Genomic DNA, 17,430 nt, shown 5'->3' with positions numbered 1-17,430 from the left:
GGTGACATATAAAGGCGCGATTGTGCTCTACGAAGTTGCTGTTGATGCACCGCTTGCCACTACCCTGACGTATAGCCAGCCCGTCGAGAGAGTTGATCCGCTCCCGACGGGCTGTTGCGTTCGTGTCCCCTTGGGAAAGCGGTTGGTTGTCGGCTATATTTTGGGGGTAGTCCACCATCAGAATCTGGACGAGCAACCATTTACCGTTAAACCAATAGCTGAAGTACTGCTTGAATCGCCACTCTTCCCTCCCGCTTTGATCCCATTGTATCAGTGGATTGCCCGGTACTATCTGTATCCTATCGGCAAGGTGCTCCGAACCGCTATCCCACTGACACCAGGCTCGCGAAGCAGTCAGCGGGTGCGCGCCAAGATGCGTTCGGTTATAAGCCCGGGCCCGCTGTTGCTTTCGCAACTGTCCACAGCAGTCGACCATGGTGGCGATGCAGTTGTTGACCATCTGCAACGCAATTATTCGATTACTCTGAAGCCTGCCGAAAAAAAGACCCTGCAGCTTTTTCTCTCTATTTTTTGTGAACATGAACAACACCCCATAGACCGCCTGCTCATTACAAGGCAGTATCCCGGAGCCTCACCACGTTTGCGAAGACTCTGTGAGCTCGGTATTCTTGAAGAAACCGATGAACAGGTCATCCGTGATCCCTTCAGCCGGGTAATGGAGACACCCCTTCGACCTGTACAGCTGACCAGGGAGCAAAAGGCCGTTCTTGAGACGGTGTTACCGACCCTTGCAACCGGCAACTTCTCTCCGTTTCTGCTCCATGGTGTGACGGGATGCGGCAAGACAGAAGTCTACCTGCAAACAGTGCAGCATGCTCTGGATCTTGGCAAAACAGCGTTGATCCTGGTGCCTGAAATTGCCCTTGCCGCCCAACTTGAATCTCATTTTTATGCCCGTTTCGGTGCGCAACTCGCTATTTTACATAGTGGTTTATCTGATGGGCAGCGATTTGATCAGTGGCAGGCAGTGCGCTCCGGTAAGGTATCAGTGGTGCTTGGGGCCCGTTCTGCTGTTTTTGCACCATTAGAAAATATCGGGGTGATCATAGTTGATGAGGAACACGAGCCGGCCTATAAACAGGAAGACGGGTTGCGTTATAATGCCCGTGACCTGGCGGTGTTACGAGCCAAGATGACCGGCTGTCCGGTTATACTCGGTTCGGCCACTCCTTCTGTGGTGAGTTATTTCCACAGTATGCAGGATAAATATACCCTGTTAACAATGACCACACGGGTTAAAGAACAGGCACTGCCTTTGGTTGAAATTGTTGATCTGACCACCACAAAACGTTCCCGGCCTGATCTTGCCTTTTCTGATGAACTGATACGTGCTGTGGCGGAAACTCTCCATCAGGGCAAACAAAGCCTTCTGTTTGTCAACAGGCGAGGTTTTTCACCCTTTATGCTCTGCCGTGATTGCGGATTTATCCTCCAATGTCAGCACTGTCATGTTTCCTTGACGCTGCATCGGAAAAACAACCGTCTCCTCTGTCATTATTGCGGTGCCGGCCAGCCTGTTCATACCATCTGTCCTGTCTGTCACTCGCCCCGGATAACTGGTATGGGGATTGGATCGGAGCGGGTCGAAGAGGAGGTAAAACAGTTGTTTCCCGAAGCCAGAGTGGCACGCCTTGATAGTGATACCGCTGTCAAACGCAATTATTATCTGAAGGTCCTGCAAAAAATCCAGGCGCGTGAAATTGATATCTTGATCGGCACGCAGATGATCGCCAAAGGCCTGCATTTTCCGCACATTACCCTGGTGGGGGTTATTTGGGCTGATTCCGGACTGGGGATGCCGGATTACAAATCTGCTGAACGCACCTTTGCTCTGCTGGCTCAGGTAACAGGCAGAGCGGGTAGGGGAGAAGACAGGGGCAGAGTCATCGTCCAGACCTATCAACCACACCACTACAGCATTGTTCTGGCTCAGAATCAGGATTATCAGGCATTTTTCACCTCGGAAACTGCTGTCCGCCGGCCCCTTGGTTATCCTCCTTTTTCGAGACTGGTCAACATCCGCTTCAGTGGTTTACGGGAAAAACAGGTGGAAGAAGCGGCAAGACAGAGCGCATCTTTTTTACGGCAACAGCACCAGCATGGTCAGGTGGAAATTTTAGGGCCGTCACCTTCACCTCTTCCCAAGCTCAAAAATCATATACGCTGGCAGCTGCTGCTCAAGAGTCCTTCTTCACCCCTGTTGCACGCATTATGTGAAGCCCTGTCCTCTGAAAAAAAACGGATCTGCCCTAGTTCAGTGACAATGAGTATTGATGTCGATCCGGAGAATATGATGTGATAACAGGACAGATGGAAAAACGCCCCAGCGGCAAGGAGGGGGACCGCCAGGGCGTTCGGGGGGATGTTAACGAGGGGGAGTCAGTAATTATTTAAAACGATGATGTCGCCCCATCGGACCTTTTCCCGTGGACCCTTGACAGGACATATAGTCCGGGCCCCATCCCATTCCGGAGAGCGGGAAGGGGAGACCAGCTTCTTTAGCCTTGACGCGGAGATTTTCCTGCAGGTCAAAAATCTCCGCGGCAATTTGTGAGGCTTTAACTGTATCCGGGGCTCCTGCATTTAACAGTGCGCGCATAACAGCCTTTTTTTCAGCAAGTTCTTTTCGAATTGTCACAGTGTCATCAAGAAATTTATCGTGCACTCTTTGCATTTCTGTGTGCATCTGCACCCGACTGACCAACTTCTCCGGACCTGCATCCGCTGCTCCACCAGGGGAAGTCGGTTGTGCGGATTCTGCCATGGCCGCCTGACTCATGGCCAAGGTCAAAGCACTGGTAAAAATGGTTGCCGCCACAATTTTTTTTGAAAGCATGTTCAGTTTCATGAAAGTTCTCCTGTTCACGGGTGATATGAAAATATCGACTTGCATGACTTAAAGCGATTACCATACCAGTTTGCATTAAAGATACATGATGTTGTTTTACTGACTTTTTCTTAAAAGACTGGACAAGGCATAACAGGGATGGATTGTTCCATTTTTACCCGGAGAGGGAGTGAAGCGTGAGTAAAAAATATACAAGATATTCCATACCGACGACAAACGGTACTCTGGACACCGATCCAGAGGAGGGCAAGGCACAAGAATTGTTACCAGGTTCATTTTTTGCAAATCGTCTTGGTATGCGCTCACGTTTCTGGAAAACAATGCGGACACGATCGTTTTTGTTCTCTTCACCCTGGTTATTGGCAGCGGCAGCCGGGTTACTGATCGTCATTGTTGTTACCTTTGCCTTTCATAATTTAAGGTTGGAAGAACGATTAATGACAGACGCCATGCTCCAGAAAGCGGCAACCTTGATGCGGGTAGTGCACTCCGGGGCACGCTCTTCCCACTTCAATGATCTACGTAAAGACCATTGGAGTGTTTCGCCATGGACTGACCATGTCCAGCGAGTTATCGATCATCTGGGTGAAGATCCTGAACTGTATTTTGTTTCGCTGATTGATGAAAAGGGTAAAATAATTGCCCACAGCAATCATGCCCGAATAGGTGTTGTCGAAGCTTTGCCGGTCCAGACAGAGCAATTACAGTTCATGGACAAACAGCCTCGACTGAACCATCGTATTCACAGCACCGCCGATTCTGGTCGAATATTTGAGGCAATACGTCCGTTCACCCCGTTTTTTCCGACACTCACTCCACCACCGATTCGGCCGATGTGGGAGCGACGTCAGGATAGTATCGGTGCGTGGTTCCAGGATCCTGAGTCACGCCGCCCACCGTTTCACAGGTCTCCTAAGATGTCGTCTGCAAGAGTACAGTATTATGTGGTGGTTGGCCTGGAAATGAAGGAGTTTGACCGGACGCTTGCCCGTTTACGCATGCAAATTTTTATGCTGTCCCTGGCCATGCTGCTAGTTGGGCTTGGCGGCTGGTTTTCTCTGCTCACTGTTCAAGGATTTCGTATCTCTCAAAAGACACTGAACGATGTTCAAGCGTTCACTTCCCTGCTTATTACTAAACTGCCTGTCGGCATCATTGCCGTTGATACTTCAGGACGTATTGCCACCTGGAACGGGGCTGTCTCCCAGTTGATCGGGATTGAAAAAGAGGTGGTCCTCCGGAAACATCCCAAGGAGGTTTTGCCTGTTCAGCTAGCTACATTTTTCAGCACCGATGCCACGATATCCAGAGATCAGACGGATATTCAAACAGAAAACAACGTGCGCCTTTTTTTAAACAACAGACGCTACGAACTGTTATGTCACGTCCTGACGATCACAGACAGTGAACAAAAATATATGGGGAAAGTACTGCTCATCTCCGATGTTACAGAGATTAAATCATTGGAGCAGCGGATGCGTGAAAGTGAACGCCTTGCTGCCATTGGGCGGATGGCCGGCGGTGTCGCTCATGAGGTGCGTAACCCCTTGAGTTCGATCAAAGGATTGGCGCTGCTGCTTAAAAACAAGTTTCCCGTTGGCAGCAAGGAACAGAACACCGCCGATCTCCTGATACAGGAAACCGAACGCATGAACAGAACCATCACCGAGATGCTGAGCTTTACCCGGCCGTCCACACTTAGGCTGGCACCGGTGAATTTAGCGGCATTGCTTGAAAAAAGTGTGGATCTGATCAGAACAGAGGCGACCGACAATCATATTGTTGTCCACCTGGATGTACAACCGGAGCTTCCACCCGTCCCGGTGGATACCGATCGCATTCAGCAGGTGGTTATGAATGTTTTGTTAAATGCCTTGCAAGCCATGGAGGATGGCGGTGTATTGACGGTGAGGCTTGTCAGCACAGATGATCACAGGGGGGTTGAATTACGGATCTCTGATACCGGCGCCGGCGTATCTTCAGACTCCCTGCCACAGGTTTTCTATCCTTATTTCACAACCAAGCCGAATGGGACCGGTATCGGGCTTGCCATTTCACAAAAAATTATTGCTGATCACGGGGGGACTATCGACCTGGAAAGTGAGCCGGGGACTGGGACAACGGTCACCATTCACCTGCCGGTATCCCGGTCAAACTCAACCATCTGACCTGCATCCGTTTTTGTTAGTACAAGGTTGCATGAAGCAGGGGAGAGAGCGTTTTATGCCGTTGTTGATGTTGAGCTGAAATGGGTGTTAAGAAACTCACATTCTACCGGGGTGAGATCAAAACGTAACTCAGCTTCCTGTAAAACCGCTGCACGTTTTTTTTCCGGATGTGTTTCCAGGTGTTCCGCCATCCACACAAGGGCCTTTTTCAATCTGTCGGACTTTGATTGTACTGGTGATCTTGTATTCATATTCAGCACCTTTTATTCTGGATGGTTGATTGTTTCCCTGGCAACGATTAGACTGTAACGGATGGACAATGAGTGAGCAACAGTGATGACGGACAGATTGTAAAACGCTGACCTTGCCTGCTCGTTGATAAGCAACTTTTTCCGTAACACTATTGATATCTGTTGAATGCTATGGAGAGTTTGGCTGGACATTTTCTCATCTCAACCCCACAGATGCCGGATCCAAGGTTTCAGGAACAGGTGATTTATCTCTGTGCCCATAACGAAGAGGGGGCAATGGGGTTAGTCATAAATAACCCAAATCCTGAGATTACGCTGCTTGATATTCTGCATGGGTCCAACCTGACAATCCCAAACGGGCCACTTCCGGCAGTCTATATGGGCGGACCTGTTGATATGGATGCTGGATTTATCCTTTATGCTGCTGAAATACCGGATCGGTATGCAATCGAGATCAAGTCTGGTGTGTATTTAAGCCGTGATTCGAGATTACTTGAAGATATCTCTCTTGGGCAGGGACCCGGTCATTTTCTTTTTTTTCTTGGATATGCGGGTTGGGGTGCCGGGCAACTTGAAGGGGAGCTGATGGATAACAGTTGGCTGACAGTTCCTGGTGATCTTAACGTGCTCTTTCATACCCCTGATGAGCAGAAGTGGAAAAAAGCTGCACAGATTTTTGGCATTGATATTACGATATTCGGCGATATCATGGGTAGCGCTTAAAGTTGAAAAAATGTGCACAATACCGTTGATGCCACCTGGATCGACGATTTTTTTATTATGAGTAAAGAAACAGAACCTGAGTATCAGCTCTCCGACATTTTCTCCTGTACACGCTGTGGTTTTTGCTGCCAGGGTGAAACAACAGTCAGCCTGGATGCAAAAGATCAAGAACGGATGGTCCGGGTGCTCGGATTGAGTCGTGAAGAGACTGCTCAACAGTACTGGCGAATAACCGGAACAGAGGTGCAGATGCAGGTGCGGGATGGTCATTGTATTTTTTATGACCCGACCCAGGGTTGTACTGTTCATGAAGGGCGACCATGGCGTTGTCGGCAGTGGCCGCTGCACCCCAGTATACTCAGTGATGAAAGCAACTTTCACACGATTGCCGCATCCTGTCCCGGGATAAAAAAAACTCTCTCCTACAAAGAATTTTCCCACATCTTTCAAGCTCTGCGACAACATGAGCGTGCGGATGAGCAGAACGGATGAAACTGCTGATCCCCCTGCTCGGTAAAACAAAAGAATCTTTTCTCGATAGCGCTATCCGTGAATACACGATTCGCCTTAACCGTTTTCTAACCGTTGAATTACCAGTGCTTCGCGAACAGCGTCGCCGGAAGACAACAGATGAAGCCATAAGAGCTGCTGAGGCTGTACAACTGCTTGAGCAGGCGACAACGGCAAATTTCTGTATAGCGTTGGATCCCAAAGGTATCAGTGTAACTTCAGAAGAGTTGGCAGGTATGTTGAACCGATGGCGTCACCAGGGATTGGGCTTAATCTGTTTCTTTATTGGAGGGTATTCGGGCCTCCACTCGTCAGTGCTGCATCGGGCTGATCAGATCCTCTCTCTTTCGCATCTGACCTTTACTCACGAGATGACGCGCATGATCTTACTGGAACAGCTCTACCGTGCCTGTACGATTATAGCAGGCCATAACTACCATAAATAGTATTTCGTCAAAAAACGATCAATGCAAAGGCCAAGTTCCGAATGGTTTTTTTGTTAAGAAAATGGTTAAACGTCTGTTGATAAACACAAAGACTTGAACTGCAACTCAAATGGCAATGATCAGTTGTTTGATAAAATGAAACAGGCAACAAAATCATGGCAGATGACATGTGCCGGTACGGAGGATCTGAAGGCGATTACCGAGGCTGTTGCTCAGAGTATAGAGCCGGGAGACATTATTCTTCTTTACGGGGAGCTGGGTGCCGGTAAAACTACCTTAACCCAACTGCTCGCCACAGCTTTGGACGTCGGCGAGGACCAGTACGTCTCCAGCCCTTCGTTTTCTCTCTTGCATGAATATCGTGGCAAAATCCCTATCTTCCACATGGATTTATACCGATTGCGGGATGAAGATGATGTCGAAGCGGCCGGGTTGCTCGAGGTGTTCACTCAAAACGGACTGTGTATTGTTGAATGGCCGGATCGCCTTGGTTCATCTGTCCCTCCTGTTCGTTTAGATATTGAAATAATGAAAGATCATGCCACAGACCGTCAACTCATTCTGACCCCCCATGGAGCATCCTGGACAACCCGAGTGAGCCGCATGACCTGCCTAACCCCGGTATATAAGAGCACATAGGCACAAGAGATAACAGCTGTACAGCTGCCTCAAGCATGCCGATTTTCTGGGCGCAGCAGGAGCGGCCCTCTCCATTTTTTAACACGTGATTTCATGAAACCTCGCATAATAACGCTCAAATCATGCCGTAAACAGTACACCTATGATCAGGATAAAGCCTGTACACCTGCAGAAACAGTCTCTCGATTTCTTGAACGATTACGTCTCACCAAACTTGATGTTCTCAAAGAAGTGCGCCGTATAGATACGGGCAGGTTGGACATTCCTGTTTATTTTTCCGTGTGCGGGAGTGATGCCCAAAAAGTTATCGGTAATAAAAAACAAATGGGGAAAGGCTCGACCCCGGAGCAGGCACAAGCCAGTGCCTGTATGGAACTGGCTGAACGATTCAGCTTGTTCAGTTTTTTAAAGAACACTGAAAATTTTCTTATCGGTGATTATGCAACCTTGAAATCTCAGGGGTATCCGGTTGTACCCATCGAATTTCTGCTTAAATCTGTTCATGATACCGAGCTCAGCCCCGAGTTGCTGGAGAAGTTGCTGACCGGGTTGCCATTGCGGTGGGTCTGGTCGTTACGCCTTGCTGACAGCATGCCGCTGTTAATCCCGTTTTCCTGGTTTTATGCAATAAATGAATTCAATGGATCTTCAGCAGGCAACACCAATGAAGAGGCTATCGTTCAGGGTGTAAGCGAGGTCGTTGAGCGACATGTCTGTGCTCTGATCTCAAGGGACCGTCTTGTTACGCCAGCCATAGATTTCACATCGATCACTGATCCGGTAGCCAGGGCGTTACTGGCGAAATTTCAACAAAACGGTATTGAAGTTTACCTGAATGACTTTTCACTAAACACCGGAATACCAACTGTAGCAGCCCTGGCCTATGATCCTAACACGTTTCCTCATCTCAGTGAAATTGTGTACACCGCAGGCACTGCGCCGGATGCGGCCAAGGCGATGATCCGGGCACTGACCGAAGTTGCGCAGTTGGCCGGTGACTTTAACAGCGGATCCAATTACGTGGCTAGTGGTTTACCTAAACCCTCTGAGTTAAAAGAGGTGGCACACGTTGTTGAGACTCCTGACACTATACCTCTGCAACTGATGGCTGATTGCCACCATGAAGACATCTTGGAGGAGATCAAAAACTGTGTGGAAGCCCTCAAAGACGTTGATATGGAGGTGTTCGTTGTTGATGTCACGCATCCGCAACTGCAGATTCCGGCCGTCTATACAGTGGTTCCCGGTGCTCATTTTCGTGAACGGGCAATGGAGGGAAAGGCTGCTCTTTTTGCAGCAAAATTGGCTGCGGAACTGCTGACTGCTGATGCCCTTGATGCGAAACTGGACAGTATGCAGGAGATGTTGCCCGATGCCTATTATCTCCAGTTTTATCGAGGGCGCAATCTGTATGAAAAGGGGGCTGTTGAAGCAGCACTCACCTGCTTTCAAAAGGCACTTGACCTGCAACCGGCCGGGGAAGATATCCCGTATCTCTGCTCATATCTTGGTTTGTGTTTTCGAGATCAGGGACAATTTGCTGAAGCCATAGAAGTGCTGAGCCAGGGGTTGGTGTATGATGAAGAGCGACCGGATATTCATAATACGCTTGGAGTTTGTTATTTCAAAACCGGCCGATACGCTGAAGCTGTAGAATCTTTTCGTCGTGCTGTTACTTTAAACCCCATGTCAGCCATCGATTATGCCAACTTAGCCCTTAACCTGGAAAAAATCGGGGCATACCAGGAGGCTATCAGTCAGTATGAAACGGCCCTGTCTCTGGACAGTTCGATTATCTTTGCCGCTGAAAATCTGGCTGAATTACTGATCAATGCAACCCCGGATAAGGAACAGGCATGAACCCGCTGCCGCATCATCCTCAAAAAATCCTGATTCGTTCCACCAACTGGATTGGGGATGCCATCATGACAACCCCGGCGGTGCGCACCATTCGTGAAAATTTCCCTGACAGTGAAATTACCATGTTGGTTCACCCCTGGGTCAGCGATGTTTTTCGTTTTAGTCCGCGAGTTGATCAAATTATACTTTATGAAAAAAAGGGGCGGCACAGAGGGATCAGAGGATTCCTGCAGCTGGCAGCCGAGTTGCGTGAAAAGCAGTTCGACTGTGCCATACTTTTACAAAACGCCTTTGAAGCGGCACTGCTGACCTTACTGGCCGGTATTCCGGTTCGGGGGGGGTACACCACTGATGGGCGGGGATTGCTTCTGACCCATGGTGTCCGAAGAATCAATGAGTTAAACAAGAAACATGAGGTTAACTATTATCAAAGAATCATGCAGGGGTTAGGCTGTACCCCGGCTCCAACGGAGTTGGAACTGTATGTTCCCGGTGATCAGATCGACCAGGCTAAACAGAAAATCAGTCAATACATCGGTAACACGACAGGTCGTGTCCCGGTCATCGGTTTTAATCCTGGTGCTGCTTTTGGTCCGGCTAAACGCTGGCCGGCAGAAAAATTTGCCGATCTGGCGGACAGGTTGGCGCAGAAGACTCATGCCGTTTTTTTACTTTTTGGCAGTACTGCTGATAAAGAAACTGCCGCCACAATCAAAAATCTGGCAACCATAGCCGCCCCTCAGATCATTGATCTGACCGGAACAACAACTTTAATTGAAGCCATGGCTCTTATTGGCGAATGTGATGTCTTTGTGACAAACGATTCCGGCTTGATGCATGTAGCCGCCGCATTACACACACCTTTGGTTGCCATCTTTGGCTCCACTGATCACATTGCTACCGGACCTTTTTCCGACAACGCCGAAGTAATCCGACGGCCGCTTCCCTGCAGCCCCTGCAAAAAAAGTCAATGCCCGGAAAAACATTTTCGATGTATGAGGCTGATTGACAGCAAAGAAGTCTGCTCAGCAGTTCTACACATGCTTAAAGGATCATGAGGGAATGCAATGATGTCTTCAGCAAAGGATGTTCCCGGTGCGCCGGCTGTCTTTCTTGACCGTGATGGCACCATCAATGAGCAAATGGGATATATCAATGATCTCGGTCGATTCCAGCTGCTCCCAGGAGTTGGGCATGCCATCCGTCAACTGAATGAATTCGGCCTGCCGGTGGTTGTGGTGACCAATCAATCTGGAGTGGGACGAGGATATTTTCCCGAATCGCTTCTTACAGCTGTTCATGCAAAGATGGATCGCCTGTTGGCACAGGATGGGGCCCATGTCGATGGTCTTTATGTATGCCCGCACCATCCGGAATCCAGAGTGGAACAGTATCGGCTGCGTTGCAACTGCCGTAAACCAAAGACCGGCCTGCTCGAACAGGCTGCCCGGGAATTAAAACTGGACTTACGAAGATCATACGTAGTTGGCGACCGCTGGTCTGATCTTCGCTGTGGAGCAGCAGTGCAGGCTCGAACTATTTTGGTGTTGACCGGTTATGGCCGGGGAGAACTGTGTTACGTTGCACAGGAAGAGACTGTACAACCTGATCATGTTGCAGATGATCTTGCCGAAGCAGTACAGTGGATTATTGCCCGTGAAAGGGTGTTCAACCACTCAAAAAACATATACAACCGGCAATAACGTGAAGCAATGAAGACCGATGGCGGTAAACATTCATTGTTTGACCAATTTGAGCGCCATCCGATCATTATCGCTCATCGAGGACATCGGGCCTGTTTTCCGGAAAATACTCTTTGTGCCTTTGCCGCCAGCCTCGGACGTTGTGATATGATCGAACTGGACGTTCGATTAAGTGCTGACGGAGTTGCTGTCGTCTTCCATGATCAGCTGCTGTGGCGTACCAGTGATGCGGTTGCCAAGGCTTTTGAAGTTGATCAGCGTAGTCTGGCTGTTCACGATTGGCGATATGTTCAACTCAGTCAGCTGGATGTCGGCTCCTGGTTCCTGGAAACCGATCCTTTTGATACTATTGAGCAGGGCAGGGTGGACCGTCGAGAGTTGCTGGCCCTGATGCCGCAGCGCTTGCCGTCGTTACGCCGGGTGTTGTATTGGGCTGTTACCAACAACATGCCTCTGAATATCGAAATCAAAGAAATGGGCACAACCCGACTCAATGAAGCCCTGGTTGCGGAAGTTATTCACGATGTAGCGGTCACAGCAACAGGACAGCAGGTCGTTCTTTCATCTTTTAATCACAGTATGTTACGAATGTGCCAATGGCTTGCTCCACACTTAGCCACTGCCGCACTCCAGGAGGGGAGCCATCCTCCGGATCTTCTTTCTTATCTTCAGAACCTGGGGGTGTGCGCTTATCATCCGTCAGATCAGATCGTTGATGCCGATCTGATCCATGTCGTTCGTTCAATCGGAATCCGGGTTAATGTTTTCACGGTAAATGATGTGCTGCGTCAACGTCAACTTTTTGCTGCCGGCGCAACCGGTTTCTTTACAGACTACCTGATGGATGATGCATAATCTGTTGTTTCCCTCACCTTAACACCACATTGAAACGGACCGCTGTTTTAACAAAACCTTAACGGTTGCTGCGCAAACAGTAAATCAACGTCTTGTAGACCAATTTTGCGGCCAGGATATGGGCAGGCAATCCTTGTTTCTGTGGAACAAGTCCGGTGACATCAAAACCGATAATCGTTTTTTCCCGAGCTACCATCCGGATCAGGTTGTTCAGTGTATACCAGTCCAGACCACCCGGCTCTGGATGAACAACAGCAGGCATGTACGCGGGATCAAGGATATCAAGATTAATGGCGAGATACACTGTCTCACTGAGTATATCAATAGCGTCAACCGCAGCGTTAAGGCCATTGTTGTAAAGGTCACGGGCAAAGACCAGATTATCAATATGTATCTTTTTCTTTTCAGCTTTAGACATACTGCGAATCCCGACATGTGAGACCATGCATGTCTCTTTGATACGTGCCATGGTATCCGGTTTACCGGTAACAGGGTCGATGTGATGGGGGTGAGCGCCTAAATGTAGAATACTAAGATTGTTCTCTCGGGTCATTGCAGCACGAACAAGTCCTTCACTGATCATGTGGCTGCCACCAAGAGCAGCCACTAATTTCCCTTTTTTGAAGTGCGAACTTCCCTGACCGGCCAGATCGTCCAGCGCATCGTGCGGTTGTTCCGGGCAAGCTATCGGTTCCAGAGTGAACAGAGCCAGCTCGTTTAGATCGGTGTCGGTTTCAACATCATAGGGAAAGAGCGTATGCGATGCCTGAAGGATGGACTCGGGTCCCTTTTCCATTCCCGCTGTTCTGCCCGTCCCCCTAAACGGAACAGGAAAAATGACTGCTTTAGCAGCATTGTAAAAAGATTTTTTACTTGGCAGATTAAGAAAATCCATTTTTCCTCCTCAAACAACAATGAAGTAACCAAACGATCGGTTTCATCGGTATATCATGCAGGAGTTGTGTCAGCGTTACGAATAATCCTCATCATATCGGTCGTCCAGCGCATCAATGTCATCGTCAGGATCAATATCCATTGGTTCGAGTCGCAGCGGGTCGAGGGATCGAATCAAAAATTCGGTCTCGCAGTCATTGCAGTACACCATATCCTCTTCCTCGCAAAACTCATCAACAACAATATCACCGCCACAGATTACGCACTCTTCAATCTGCACATCTTCTTCATCATTGTCTCTGTTCACCATGGTGTTACCTATAAAACGGGTTAAGAGTACACAGGATGTGGACCCACTTTTTAACGTATCGCCTGACAGAACGCATGTTGCTCTATCAGATGGTAGCTTGGCTCTTTTGGCCATGCTGATGGAAATATACCGCATCCTCTCTGTCAACAGGAAATTGATAAATTTGAATATTCAAGAGCGGTTAATGCATTTTGCCGTTATTTTCCAATATAAACAAAACCAGATCCTGTGAATATTTTTTTGATAAGCATTCCATGTTCCGGATACCTCAACAAAAACAGGCCGAACTCTGTAATTCCTTGCTTTTTAAACAAAAATCCATTAAGCCAATTTCAAAATCAACGCAGACAAACCAATTGATTGCATCTTCTGGTCATTCAAACGACTTTTGATCCAAACAAAAATTTCCTGTTTCTTTTGTCCAAAAGGACAGGCCTCTGTCGACCCTTCGCGCTCGCTGCAGATATACAAAAAGAGGAAATGCCATGCATGTTGTTGCTTTTAACGGAAGTGCCCGTAAAAATGGGAATACTGCTCTCATGATCAACTTCTTGTTTGAAGAGCTCAAGAAGGAGGGAATTACCACGGAAGCAGTTCAGCTGGCAGGCGAACACCCCCATGGATGTATTGCCTGCTACCAATGTTTCAAGCGAAAAAACGGTCGGTGCATCGTTGATCATGATTGTATCAACCTGTGCATTGAAAAGATGACAGCTGCTGATGCCATCGTTATTGCCTCTCCCACTTACTTTGCAGATATTTCCTGTGAAACCAAAGCGCTTATCGATCGTGCCGGGATGACTTCGCGGGCAAACAACGATATGTTCAAAAGAAAACTCGGCGCAGCTATCGTCACCCAGCGTCGCGCCGGCGGCATTCACGCCTTTGACTCCATTAACCATTTCTTCACAATAAGCCAGATGATCATAGTCGGGTCTTCTTACTGGAATATTGGCTTTGGCCGGGAAAAAGGAGAAGTGGCTGATGACAAGGAAGGCATTGCAACAATGCAGGAGCTGGGCAAAAATATGGCATGGCTCTTAAAAAAAATTCACAGTTAACCCCTGAACTGCCGACAATATCGGTCAAGCACTTTTGTCACTGACAAAAGCCGGTACAACGGGCAAGAAGCTTATTCATACGTAGCATTTTAATTTGACCGATACCTCCGGACGTCCTATAAGAAAGCATGGAGACCTGATAGTCATGTTGTGACGTACCAACACCTGTCAGGTCCTGGTACGTTTAAAATCGGAGGATTCCCCATGCTGGCCATCTGTGAAGAGTGTTCAAAAAAATACAATGTTGATGAATCTAAAATGAAAGGGGACAGGGCTCGTTTTTCCTGCCAGGAGTGCGGCCATATCATCGTTGTGGTCAGGAAACGAACCGGTCACGTGACAGATCCGGTAAACGCGTCTGAACAGAGTTCACTTAATCAATGAACTTTTCCTGCCGTCAACACTCATCCAGCACTCTTCCCGGTTGCATGTATCATCTGATCTATGCTCATACCTCGTGAAAAACCCTACCTGGAAGGGCTCAATAGTTATTACCTCCAACTGGAACGTTTTATCGAGCACATGCAGGGGGATATCGGTACCGGGAGTATCTATTGCCGATCAGCTCGGATGGAAATGATGATTTATTTCAATGAATCGGAAATCATCAGCAATCTTATTCAGGAAAAAGGACAACAGGCCCACCTTACCCCATCTCTGGAAATTGTTCGCAGCACGTTTTACAGCTCCAGCTGTTCGGTTAACGTGTATCAACTGGATGCAAATGCTATCTACTTCTGGGCACAAATGCCTTTCTTTCAAAGAGCTAAGACATCGTTAAAATCATCGGAAATTCCTTTACCGGACCTTATTTTCCGCCTTCGCCAAAAACAGTTTTCAGGATTTATCGACGTGCAACTCTTGAAAAAAGAGGAGGGAGGTATCCTTTTTTTTAACGAAGGAGATCGAATAGGCGGATCGTTTAGCTGGAGTACCGGAGGAATGAGCACATCTGACGAAGATTACAACACTCTACTCAGTCGAATTCAAATAAATGACGGCCTGTTTTCCTTTGGCAGCTTTGTCAGGGAACGATAAGGTCATGCTTTATATGTTGTTTTTATCGTTCTGAATTATCGATTTTTATTTCAACTGAGATTCGGAGTCTTGATTAACAGGCCACCCTTTGCCGGCCAGTTGACCACATGCCGCGGCTATATCTTCCCCTCGGCTTTGACGAATAAAAACAGTAAAGCCACGATCACGCAGTATTTTCTGAAACTCTAATATCCGCTCTTCTTTTGGGCTGTGAAAACGAGCATCCCCGGTTGGATTGACAGACAGTAAATTAATTTTACAGGGGACATTGTGTAACAGATCTGCCAGCTTTTCTGCATCAGTGTCCGCGTCATTCACCCCTTCAAGTAACGTATATTCAAACATGACCCGTTTACGTCGTTTCTGAGGATACGTGCGGGAAGCTTCAATCAGCTGCTGGAGTGGATATCTCCTGTTGATTGGCATTAAGGAAGAACGAACCTCATCATCGACAGCATGCAGAGAAATTGCCAGGTTGACACCTGTCTGTTCGCCTAAAATCTGCATTTGCGGCACCAGTCCACAGGTGGATACTGTAATCCGTCGATTGCTGAAATCGAGCCCACGCTGTTCGGTCAGAATCGAGATCGCATCAAGAACACTCTCCAGGTTGGCCAGTGGTTCCCCCATGCCCATAAAAACAAGGTTGGTGAGTGGTCCCCGCTCATGCGAGAAAGACCATTCCTGTGCTGCACAGACCTGATTCACGATCTCAGCTGTGCGCAAATTGCGATGAAATCCCATCTTTCCGGTCAGGCAAAAGCTGCATCCCATGGCACATCCAACCTGGGAAGACACACAAAGGGTATTTCGCTCCTCTTCAGGGATCAAAACAGATTCAATAACCAGACCGTCTTTCAACCGAAAGCCGAATTTGATCGTGCCATCCATGGAGGACTCTACAAGATAGTCATCAAAACGACTCATGGTTGCTGCTTGTGAAAGGACGGCACGGAACTCTTTGGCCAGATCAGTCATTTGGGAAAACTCTGAAATTCCAGGGCGATAGATCCAGGCTAAAATCTGACGACCACGAAATGCAGGCTGGCCCAATGATTCGACAAAACGTACCAGCTGATCCTGGGTCAGGTCTTTAAGGTCGACCTTTCTTGATTTATTCTTCTGCATAATGACGGTCAATACGTGGGGTTTGTAGCACAGTAACACGAATTACAACATGCGCAGGGTCTCCGGTTTTAAAGGAGCATTCTCGCGGATAAGGTCATCAAGAGCGGCAAGTATACTTTTATGATCTCTGGGAAATCGGCCGCTCAAGGAAAAATAGTTGGAGGCATGGTTGGCATGGAACTGGGTGCGAAAAGAGTCAAGATGAGTAATTAAATGTTTCAACTCGATCAGCATCTCTTTCGGACTGGCCAGGCAAAAGTGTCCAGCCGCTGCCTGTTGATACAATGGGGTGTTTTCCAGCAACATCAAGGTTAAAATAGCGATCTGATTGGGCTGTATATGGTTGAGTACTTCTGCTGTGGCTTTTGCGTGGTGCAATGATGCGAGACGACCGGCAATCCCGAGCAGACAGGTGACTGACACAAACATGCCGGCGGCCCGGGCCCGTTGACAGGCAATCACCATTGTCTCACTGTCCACGCCTTTACCAATGGCCTTGAGAGTTGGATCATGACCACTTTCAAGGCCTATATACAATCGCTGTAATCCTGACTGCTTATACGCTGCCAGTTCTGCATCGGTTTTTGCCATGATATTCTGACAGGTAGCGTAGGAACTGATCCGTCGAATCCAGGGCAGTTGCGAACGAATACGAGTCAGTAAGGTAATCATTTGCGAATGGGGTAAAACCAGGGCATCGCCATCGGCTAAAAATAGAGTGGTTTGACGGCGACACCAGTGAGCAGCAAAGTCCAGGTCTCGTTCGATTGCATCCTGCGATTTTATCCGAAACGGCTTGTCGCGATAGGCTCCGCAAAAGGTGCAGCGATGATGTGAACAGCCATGGGTTACCTGCAGTATAATTGAGAAGGCTTCACTTGGCGGCCGAATGATGTTTCCCTGATAATCCATAACAAAATCGTCCCCAATCCATGATCAATAGAGAACTGTAATCACGGGTTGGGGACTAAAGGG

19 protein-coding genes are annotated in these 17,430 nt (G+C 48.2%); 13 read left to right on the top strand and 6 right to left on the bottom strand.

Annotation, left to right across the window (positions count from 1 at the left end; genetic code table 11):
- Position 1 precedes the first annotated feature (1 nt).
- Entirely contained in the window at positions 2–2,320 is a 2,319-nt protein-coding gene (gene priA, locus HP555_RS10630; protein ID WP_233249150.1) for a replication restart helicase PriA, read from the top strand.
- Between the two features lie 87 nt (positions 2,321–2,407).
- Here the strand turns inward: priA and HP555_RS10625 are convergent, their stop codons facing one another.
- Entirely contained in the window at positions 2,408–2,869 is a 462-nt protein-coding gene (locus tag HP555_RS10625; RefSeq protein ID WP_199262306.1) for a hypothetical protein, read from the bottom strand.
- A gap of 176 nt (positions 2,870–3,045) precedes the next feature.
- On the opposite strand from HP555_RS10625, the gene HP555_RS10620 reads away from it, so the two are divergent.
- Positions 3,046–5,037 (top strand): two-component system sensor histidine kinase NtrB, encoded by a 1,992-nt coding sequence (locus HP555_RS10620; RefSeq protein WP_199262304.1) that lies wholly within the window; start codon positions 3,046–3,048, stop codon positions 5,035–5,037.
- 53 nt (positions 5,038–5,090) lie between these two features.
- On the opposite strand, the gene HP555_RS10615 is transcribed toward HP555_RS10620, so the two are convergent.
- The gene (locus tag HP555_RS10615) at positions 5,091–5,288 is read right to left on the bottom strand and encodes a hypothetical protein (protein WP_199262296.1); all 198 of its coding nucleotides are present in this window, start codon (positions 5,286–5,288) and stop codon (positions 5,091–5,093) included.
- 171 nt (positions 5,289–5,459) lie between these two features.
- Here HP555_RS10615 and HP555_RS10610 point away from each other — a divergent pair, with 171 nt between their 5' ends.
- The 8 genes from HP555_RS10610 (at position 5,460) to HP555_RS10575 (ending at position 12,024) form a co-directional block, all read left to right on the top strand.
- Positions 5,460–6,011 carry a YqgE/AlgH family protein gene (locus tag HP555_RS10610; RefSeq protein ID WP_199262294.1) on the top strand — a complete coding sequence of 184 codons (552 nt, stop codon included), beginning with the start codon at positions 5,460–5,462 and terminating at the stop codon, positions 6,009–6,011.
- Between the two features lie 12 nt (positions 6,012–6,023).
- Positions 6,024–6,503 carry a YkgJ family cysteine cluster protein gene (locus HP555_RS10605; protein ID WP_233249149.1) on the top strand — a complete coding sequence of 160 codons (480 nt, stop codon included), beginning with the start codon at positions 6,024–6,026 and terminating at the stop codon, positions 6,501–6,503.
- Positions 6,500–6,967 (top strand): 23S rRNA (pseudouridine(1915)-N(3))-methyltransferase RlmH, encoded by a 468-nt coding sequence (locus HP555_RS10600; RefSeq protein WP_199262292.1) that lies wholly within the window; start codon positions 6,500–6,502, stop codon positions 6,965–6,967. Before HP555_RS10605 ends, HP555_RS10600 begins: the two co-directional genes overlap by 4 nt.
- Positions 6,968–7,102: 135 nt before the next feature.
- On the top strand, positions 7,103–7,606 hold the full coding sequence (gene tsaE, locus HP555_RS10595) for a tRNA (adenosine(37)-N6)-threonylcarbamoyltransferase complex ATPase subunit type 1 TsaE (RefSeq protein WP_233249148.1): 504 nt from the start codon (positions 7,103–7,105) through the stop codon (positions 7,604–7,606).
- Positions 7,607–7,699: 93 nt separating this feature from the next.
- On the top strand, positions 7,700–9,466 hold the full coding sequence (locus HP555_RS10590; RefSeq protein ID WP_199262282.1) for a YcaO-like family protein: 1,767 nt from the start codon (positions 7,700–7,702) through the stop codon (positions 9,464–9,466).
- Positions 9,463–10,524, top strand: a complete 1,062-nt coding sequence (gene waaF / locus HP555_RS10585; protein ID WP_199262280.1) for a lipopolysaccharide heptosyltransferase II — start codon at positions 9,463–9,465, stop codon at positions 10,522–10,524. Before HP555_RS10590 ends, waaF begins: the two co-directional genes overlap by 4 nt.
- A gap of 9 nt (positions 10,525–10,533) precedes the next feature.
- Positions 10,534–11,169: a D-glycero-beta-D-manno-heptose 1,7-bisphosphate 7-phosphatase gene (gmhB, locus tag HP555_RS10580; protein WP_199262278.1), complete on the top strand. Its 636-nt coding sequence runs from the start codon at positions 10,534–10,536 to the stop codon at positions 11,167–11,169.
- Between the two features lie 9 nt (positions 11,170–11,178).
- Positions 11,179–12,024 (top strand): glycerophosphodiester phosphodiesterase, encoded by an 846-nt coding sequence (locus tag HP555_RS10575; RefSeq protein WP_199262276.1) that lies wholly within the window; start codon positions 11,179–11,181, stop codon positions 12,022–12,024.
- 58 nt (positions 12,025–12,082) lie between these two features.
- Here HP555_RS10575 and HP555_RS10570 read toward each other — a convergent pair whose 3' ends face one another.
- Positions 12,083–12,919, bottom strand: a complete 837-nt coding sequence (locus HP555_RS10570) for an arginase family protein (protein ID WP_199262274.1) — start codon at positions 12,917–12,919, stop codon at positions 12,083–12,085.
- A gap of 75 nt (positions 12,920–12,994) precedes the next feature.
- Positions 12,995–13,228 (bottom strand): hypothetical protein, encoded by a 234-nt coding sequence (locus tag HP555_RS10565; protein ID WP_199262272.1) that lies wholly within the window; start codon positions 13,226–13,228, stop codon positions 12,995–12,997.
- A 485-nt stretch (positions 13,229–13,713) separates the two neighbouring features.
- On the opposite strand from HP555_RS10565, the gene HP555_RS10560 reads away from it, so the two are divergent.
- The 3 genes from HP555_RS10560 (at position 13,714) to HP555_RS10550 (ending at position 15,327) form a co-directional block, all read left to right on the top strand.
- Positions 13,714–14,289, top strand: a complete 576-nt coding sequence (locus tag HP555_RS10560; protein WP_199262270.1) for a flavodoxin family protein — start codon at positions 13,714–13,716, stop codon at positions 14,287–14,289.
- A gap of 204 nt (positions 14,290–14,493) precedes the next feature.
- Positions 14,494–14,673: a zinc-ribbon domain-containing protein gene (locus tag HP555_RS14400; RefSeq protein ID WP_199262268.1), complete on the top strand. Its 180-nt coding sequence runs from the start codon at positions 14,494–14,496 to the stop codon at positions 14,671–14,673.
- Positions 14,674–14,859: 186 nt separating this feature from the next.
- Positions 14,860–15,327 carry a hypothetical protein gene (locus HP555_RS10550; RefSeq protein ID WP_199262266.1) on the top strand — a complete coding sequence of 156 codons (468 nt, stop codon included), beginning with the start codon at positions 14,860–14,862 and terminating at the stop codon, positions 15,325–15,327.
- Between the two features lie 45 nt (positions 15,328–15,372).
- On the opposite strand, the gene rlmN is transcribed toward HP555_RS10550, so the two are convergent.
- Positions 15,373–16,455, bottom strand: a complete 1,083-nt coding sequence (gene rlmN / locus HP555_RS10545) for a 23S rRNA (adenine(2503)-C(2))-methyltransferase RlmN (RefSeq protein ID WP_199262264.1) — start codon at positions 16,453–16,455, stop codon at positions 15,373–15,375.
- Between the two features lie 42 nt (positions 16,456–16,497).
- Positions 16,498–17,367 (bottom strand): radical SAM protein, encoded by an 870-nt coding sequence (locus HP555_RS10540; RefSeq protein WP_233249147.1) that lies wholly within the window; start codon positions 17,365–17,367, stop codon positions 16,498–16,500.
- Positions 17,368–17,430 lie beyond the last annotated feature (63 nt).

This window comes from Desulfobulbus oligotrophicus (assembly GCF_016446285.1).
Lineage (GTDB): Bacteria > Desulfobacterota > Desulfobulbia > Desulfobulbales > Desulfobulbaceae > Desulfobulbus > Desulfobulbus oligotrophicus.
The sequence above is the reverse complement of the archived record's forward strand: the minus strand, read 5'-3'. Positions and strand labels throughout refer to the sequence as shown.

What these genes read in the sequence shown, in the direction of transcription:
- HP555_RS10625 (WP_199262306.1), bottom strand. Translation starts at nt 2,869, where the DNA reads ATGAAACTGAACATGCTTTCAAAAAAAATTGTGGCGGCAACCATTTTT.
- HP555_RS10615 (WP_199262296.1), bottom strand. Translation starts at nt 5,288, where the DNA reads ATGAATACAAGATCACCAGTACAATCAAAGTCCGACAGATTGAAAAAG.
- HP555_RS10610 (WP_199262294.1), top strand. Translation starts at nt 5,460, where the DNA reads ATGGAGAGTTTGGCTGGACATTTTCTCATCTCAACCCCACAGATGCCG.
- HP555_RS10600 (WP_199262292.1), top strand. Translation starts at nt 6,500, where the DNA reads ATGAAACTGCTGATCCCCCTGCTCGGTAAAACAAAAGAATCTTTTCTC.
- tsaE (WP_233249148.1), top strand. Translation starts at nt 7,103, where the DNA reads ATGAAACAGGCAACAAAATCATGGCAGATGACATGTGCCGGTACGGAG.
- HP555_RS10590 (WP_199262282.1), top strand. Translation starts at nt 7,700, where the DNA reads ATGAAACCTCGCATAATAACGCTCAAATCATGCCGTAAACAGTACACC.
- waaF (WP_199262280.1), top strand. Translation starts at nt 9,463, where the DNA reads ATGAACCCGCTGCCGCATCATCCTCAAAAAATCCTGATTCGTTCCACC.
- gmhB (WP_199262278.1), top strand. Translation starts at nt 10,534, where the DNA reads ATGATGTCTTCAGCAAAGGATGTTCCCGGTGCGCCGGCTGTCTTTCTT.
- HP555_RS10575 (WP_199262276.1), top strand. Translation starts at nt 11,179, where the DNA reads ATGAAGACCGATGGCGGTAAACATTCATTGTTTGACCAATTTGAGCGC.
- HP555_RS10570 (WP_199262274.1), bottom strand. Translation starts at nt 12,919, where the DNA reads ATGGATTTTCTTAATCTGCCAAGTAAAAAATCTTTTTACAATGCTGCT.
- HP555_RS10565 (WP_199262272.1), bottom strand. Translation starts at nt 13,228, where the DNA reads ATGGTGAACAGAGACAATGATGAAGAAGATGTGCAGATTGAAGAGTGC.
- HP555_RS10560 (WP_199262270.1), top strand. Translation starts at nt 13,714, where the DNA reads ATGCATGTTGTTGCTTTTAACGGAAGTGCCCGTAAAAATGGGAATACT.
- HP555_RS14400 (WP_199262268.1), top strand. Translation starts at nt 14,494, where the DNA reads ATGCTGGCCATCTGTGAAGAGTGTTCAAAAAAATACAATGTTGATGAA.
- HP555_RS10550 (WP_199262266.1), top strand. Translation starts at nt 14,860, where the DNA reads ATGGAAATGATGATTTATTTCAATGAATCGGAAATCATCAGCAATCTT.
- rlmN (WP_199262264.1), bottom strand. Translation starts at nt 16,455, where the DNA reads ATGCAGAAGAATAAATCAAGAAAGGTCGACCTTAAAGACCTGACCCAG.
- HP555_RS10540 (WP_233249147.1), bottom strand. Translation starts at nt 17,367, where the DNA reads ATGGATTATCAGGGAAACATCATTCGGCCGCCAAGTGAAGCCTTCTCA.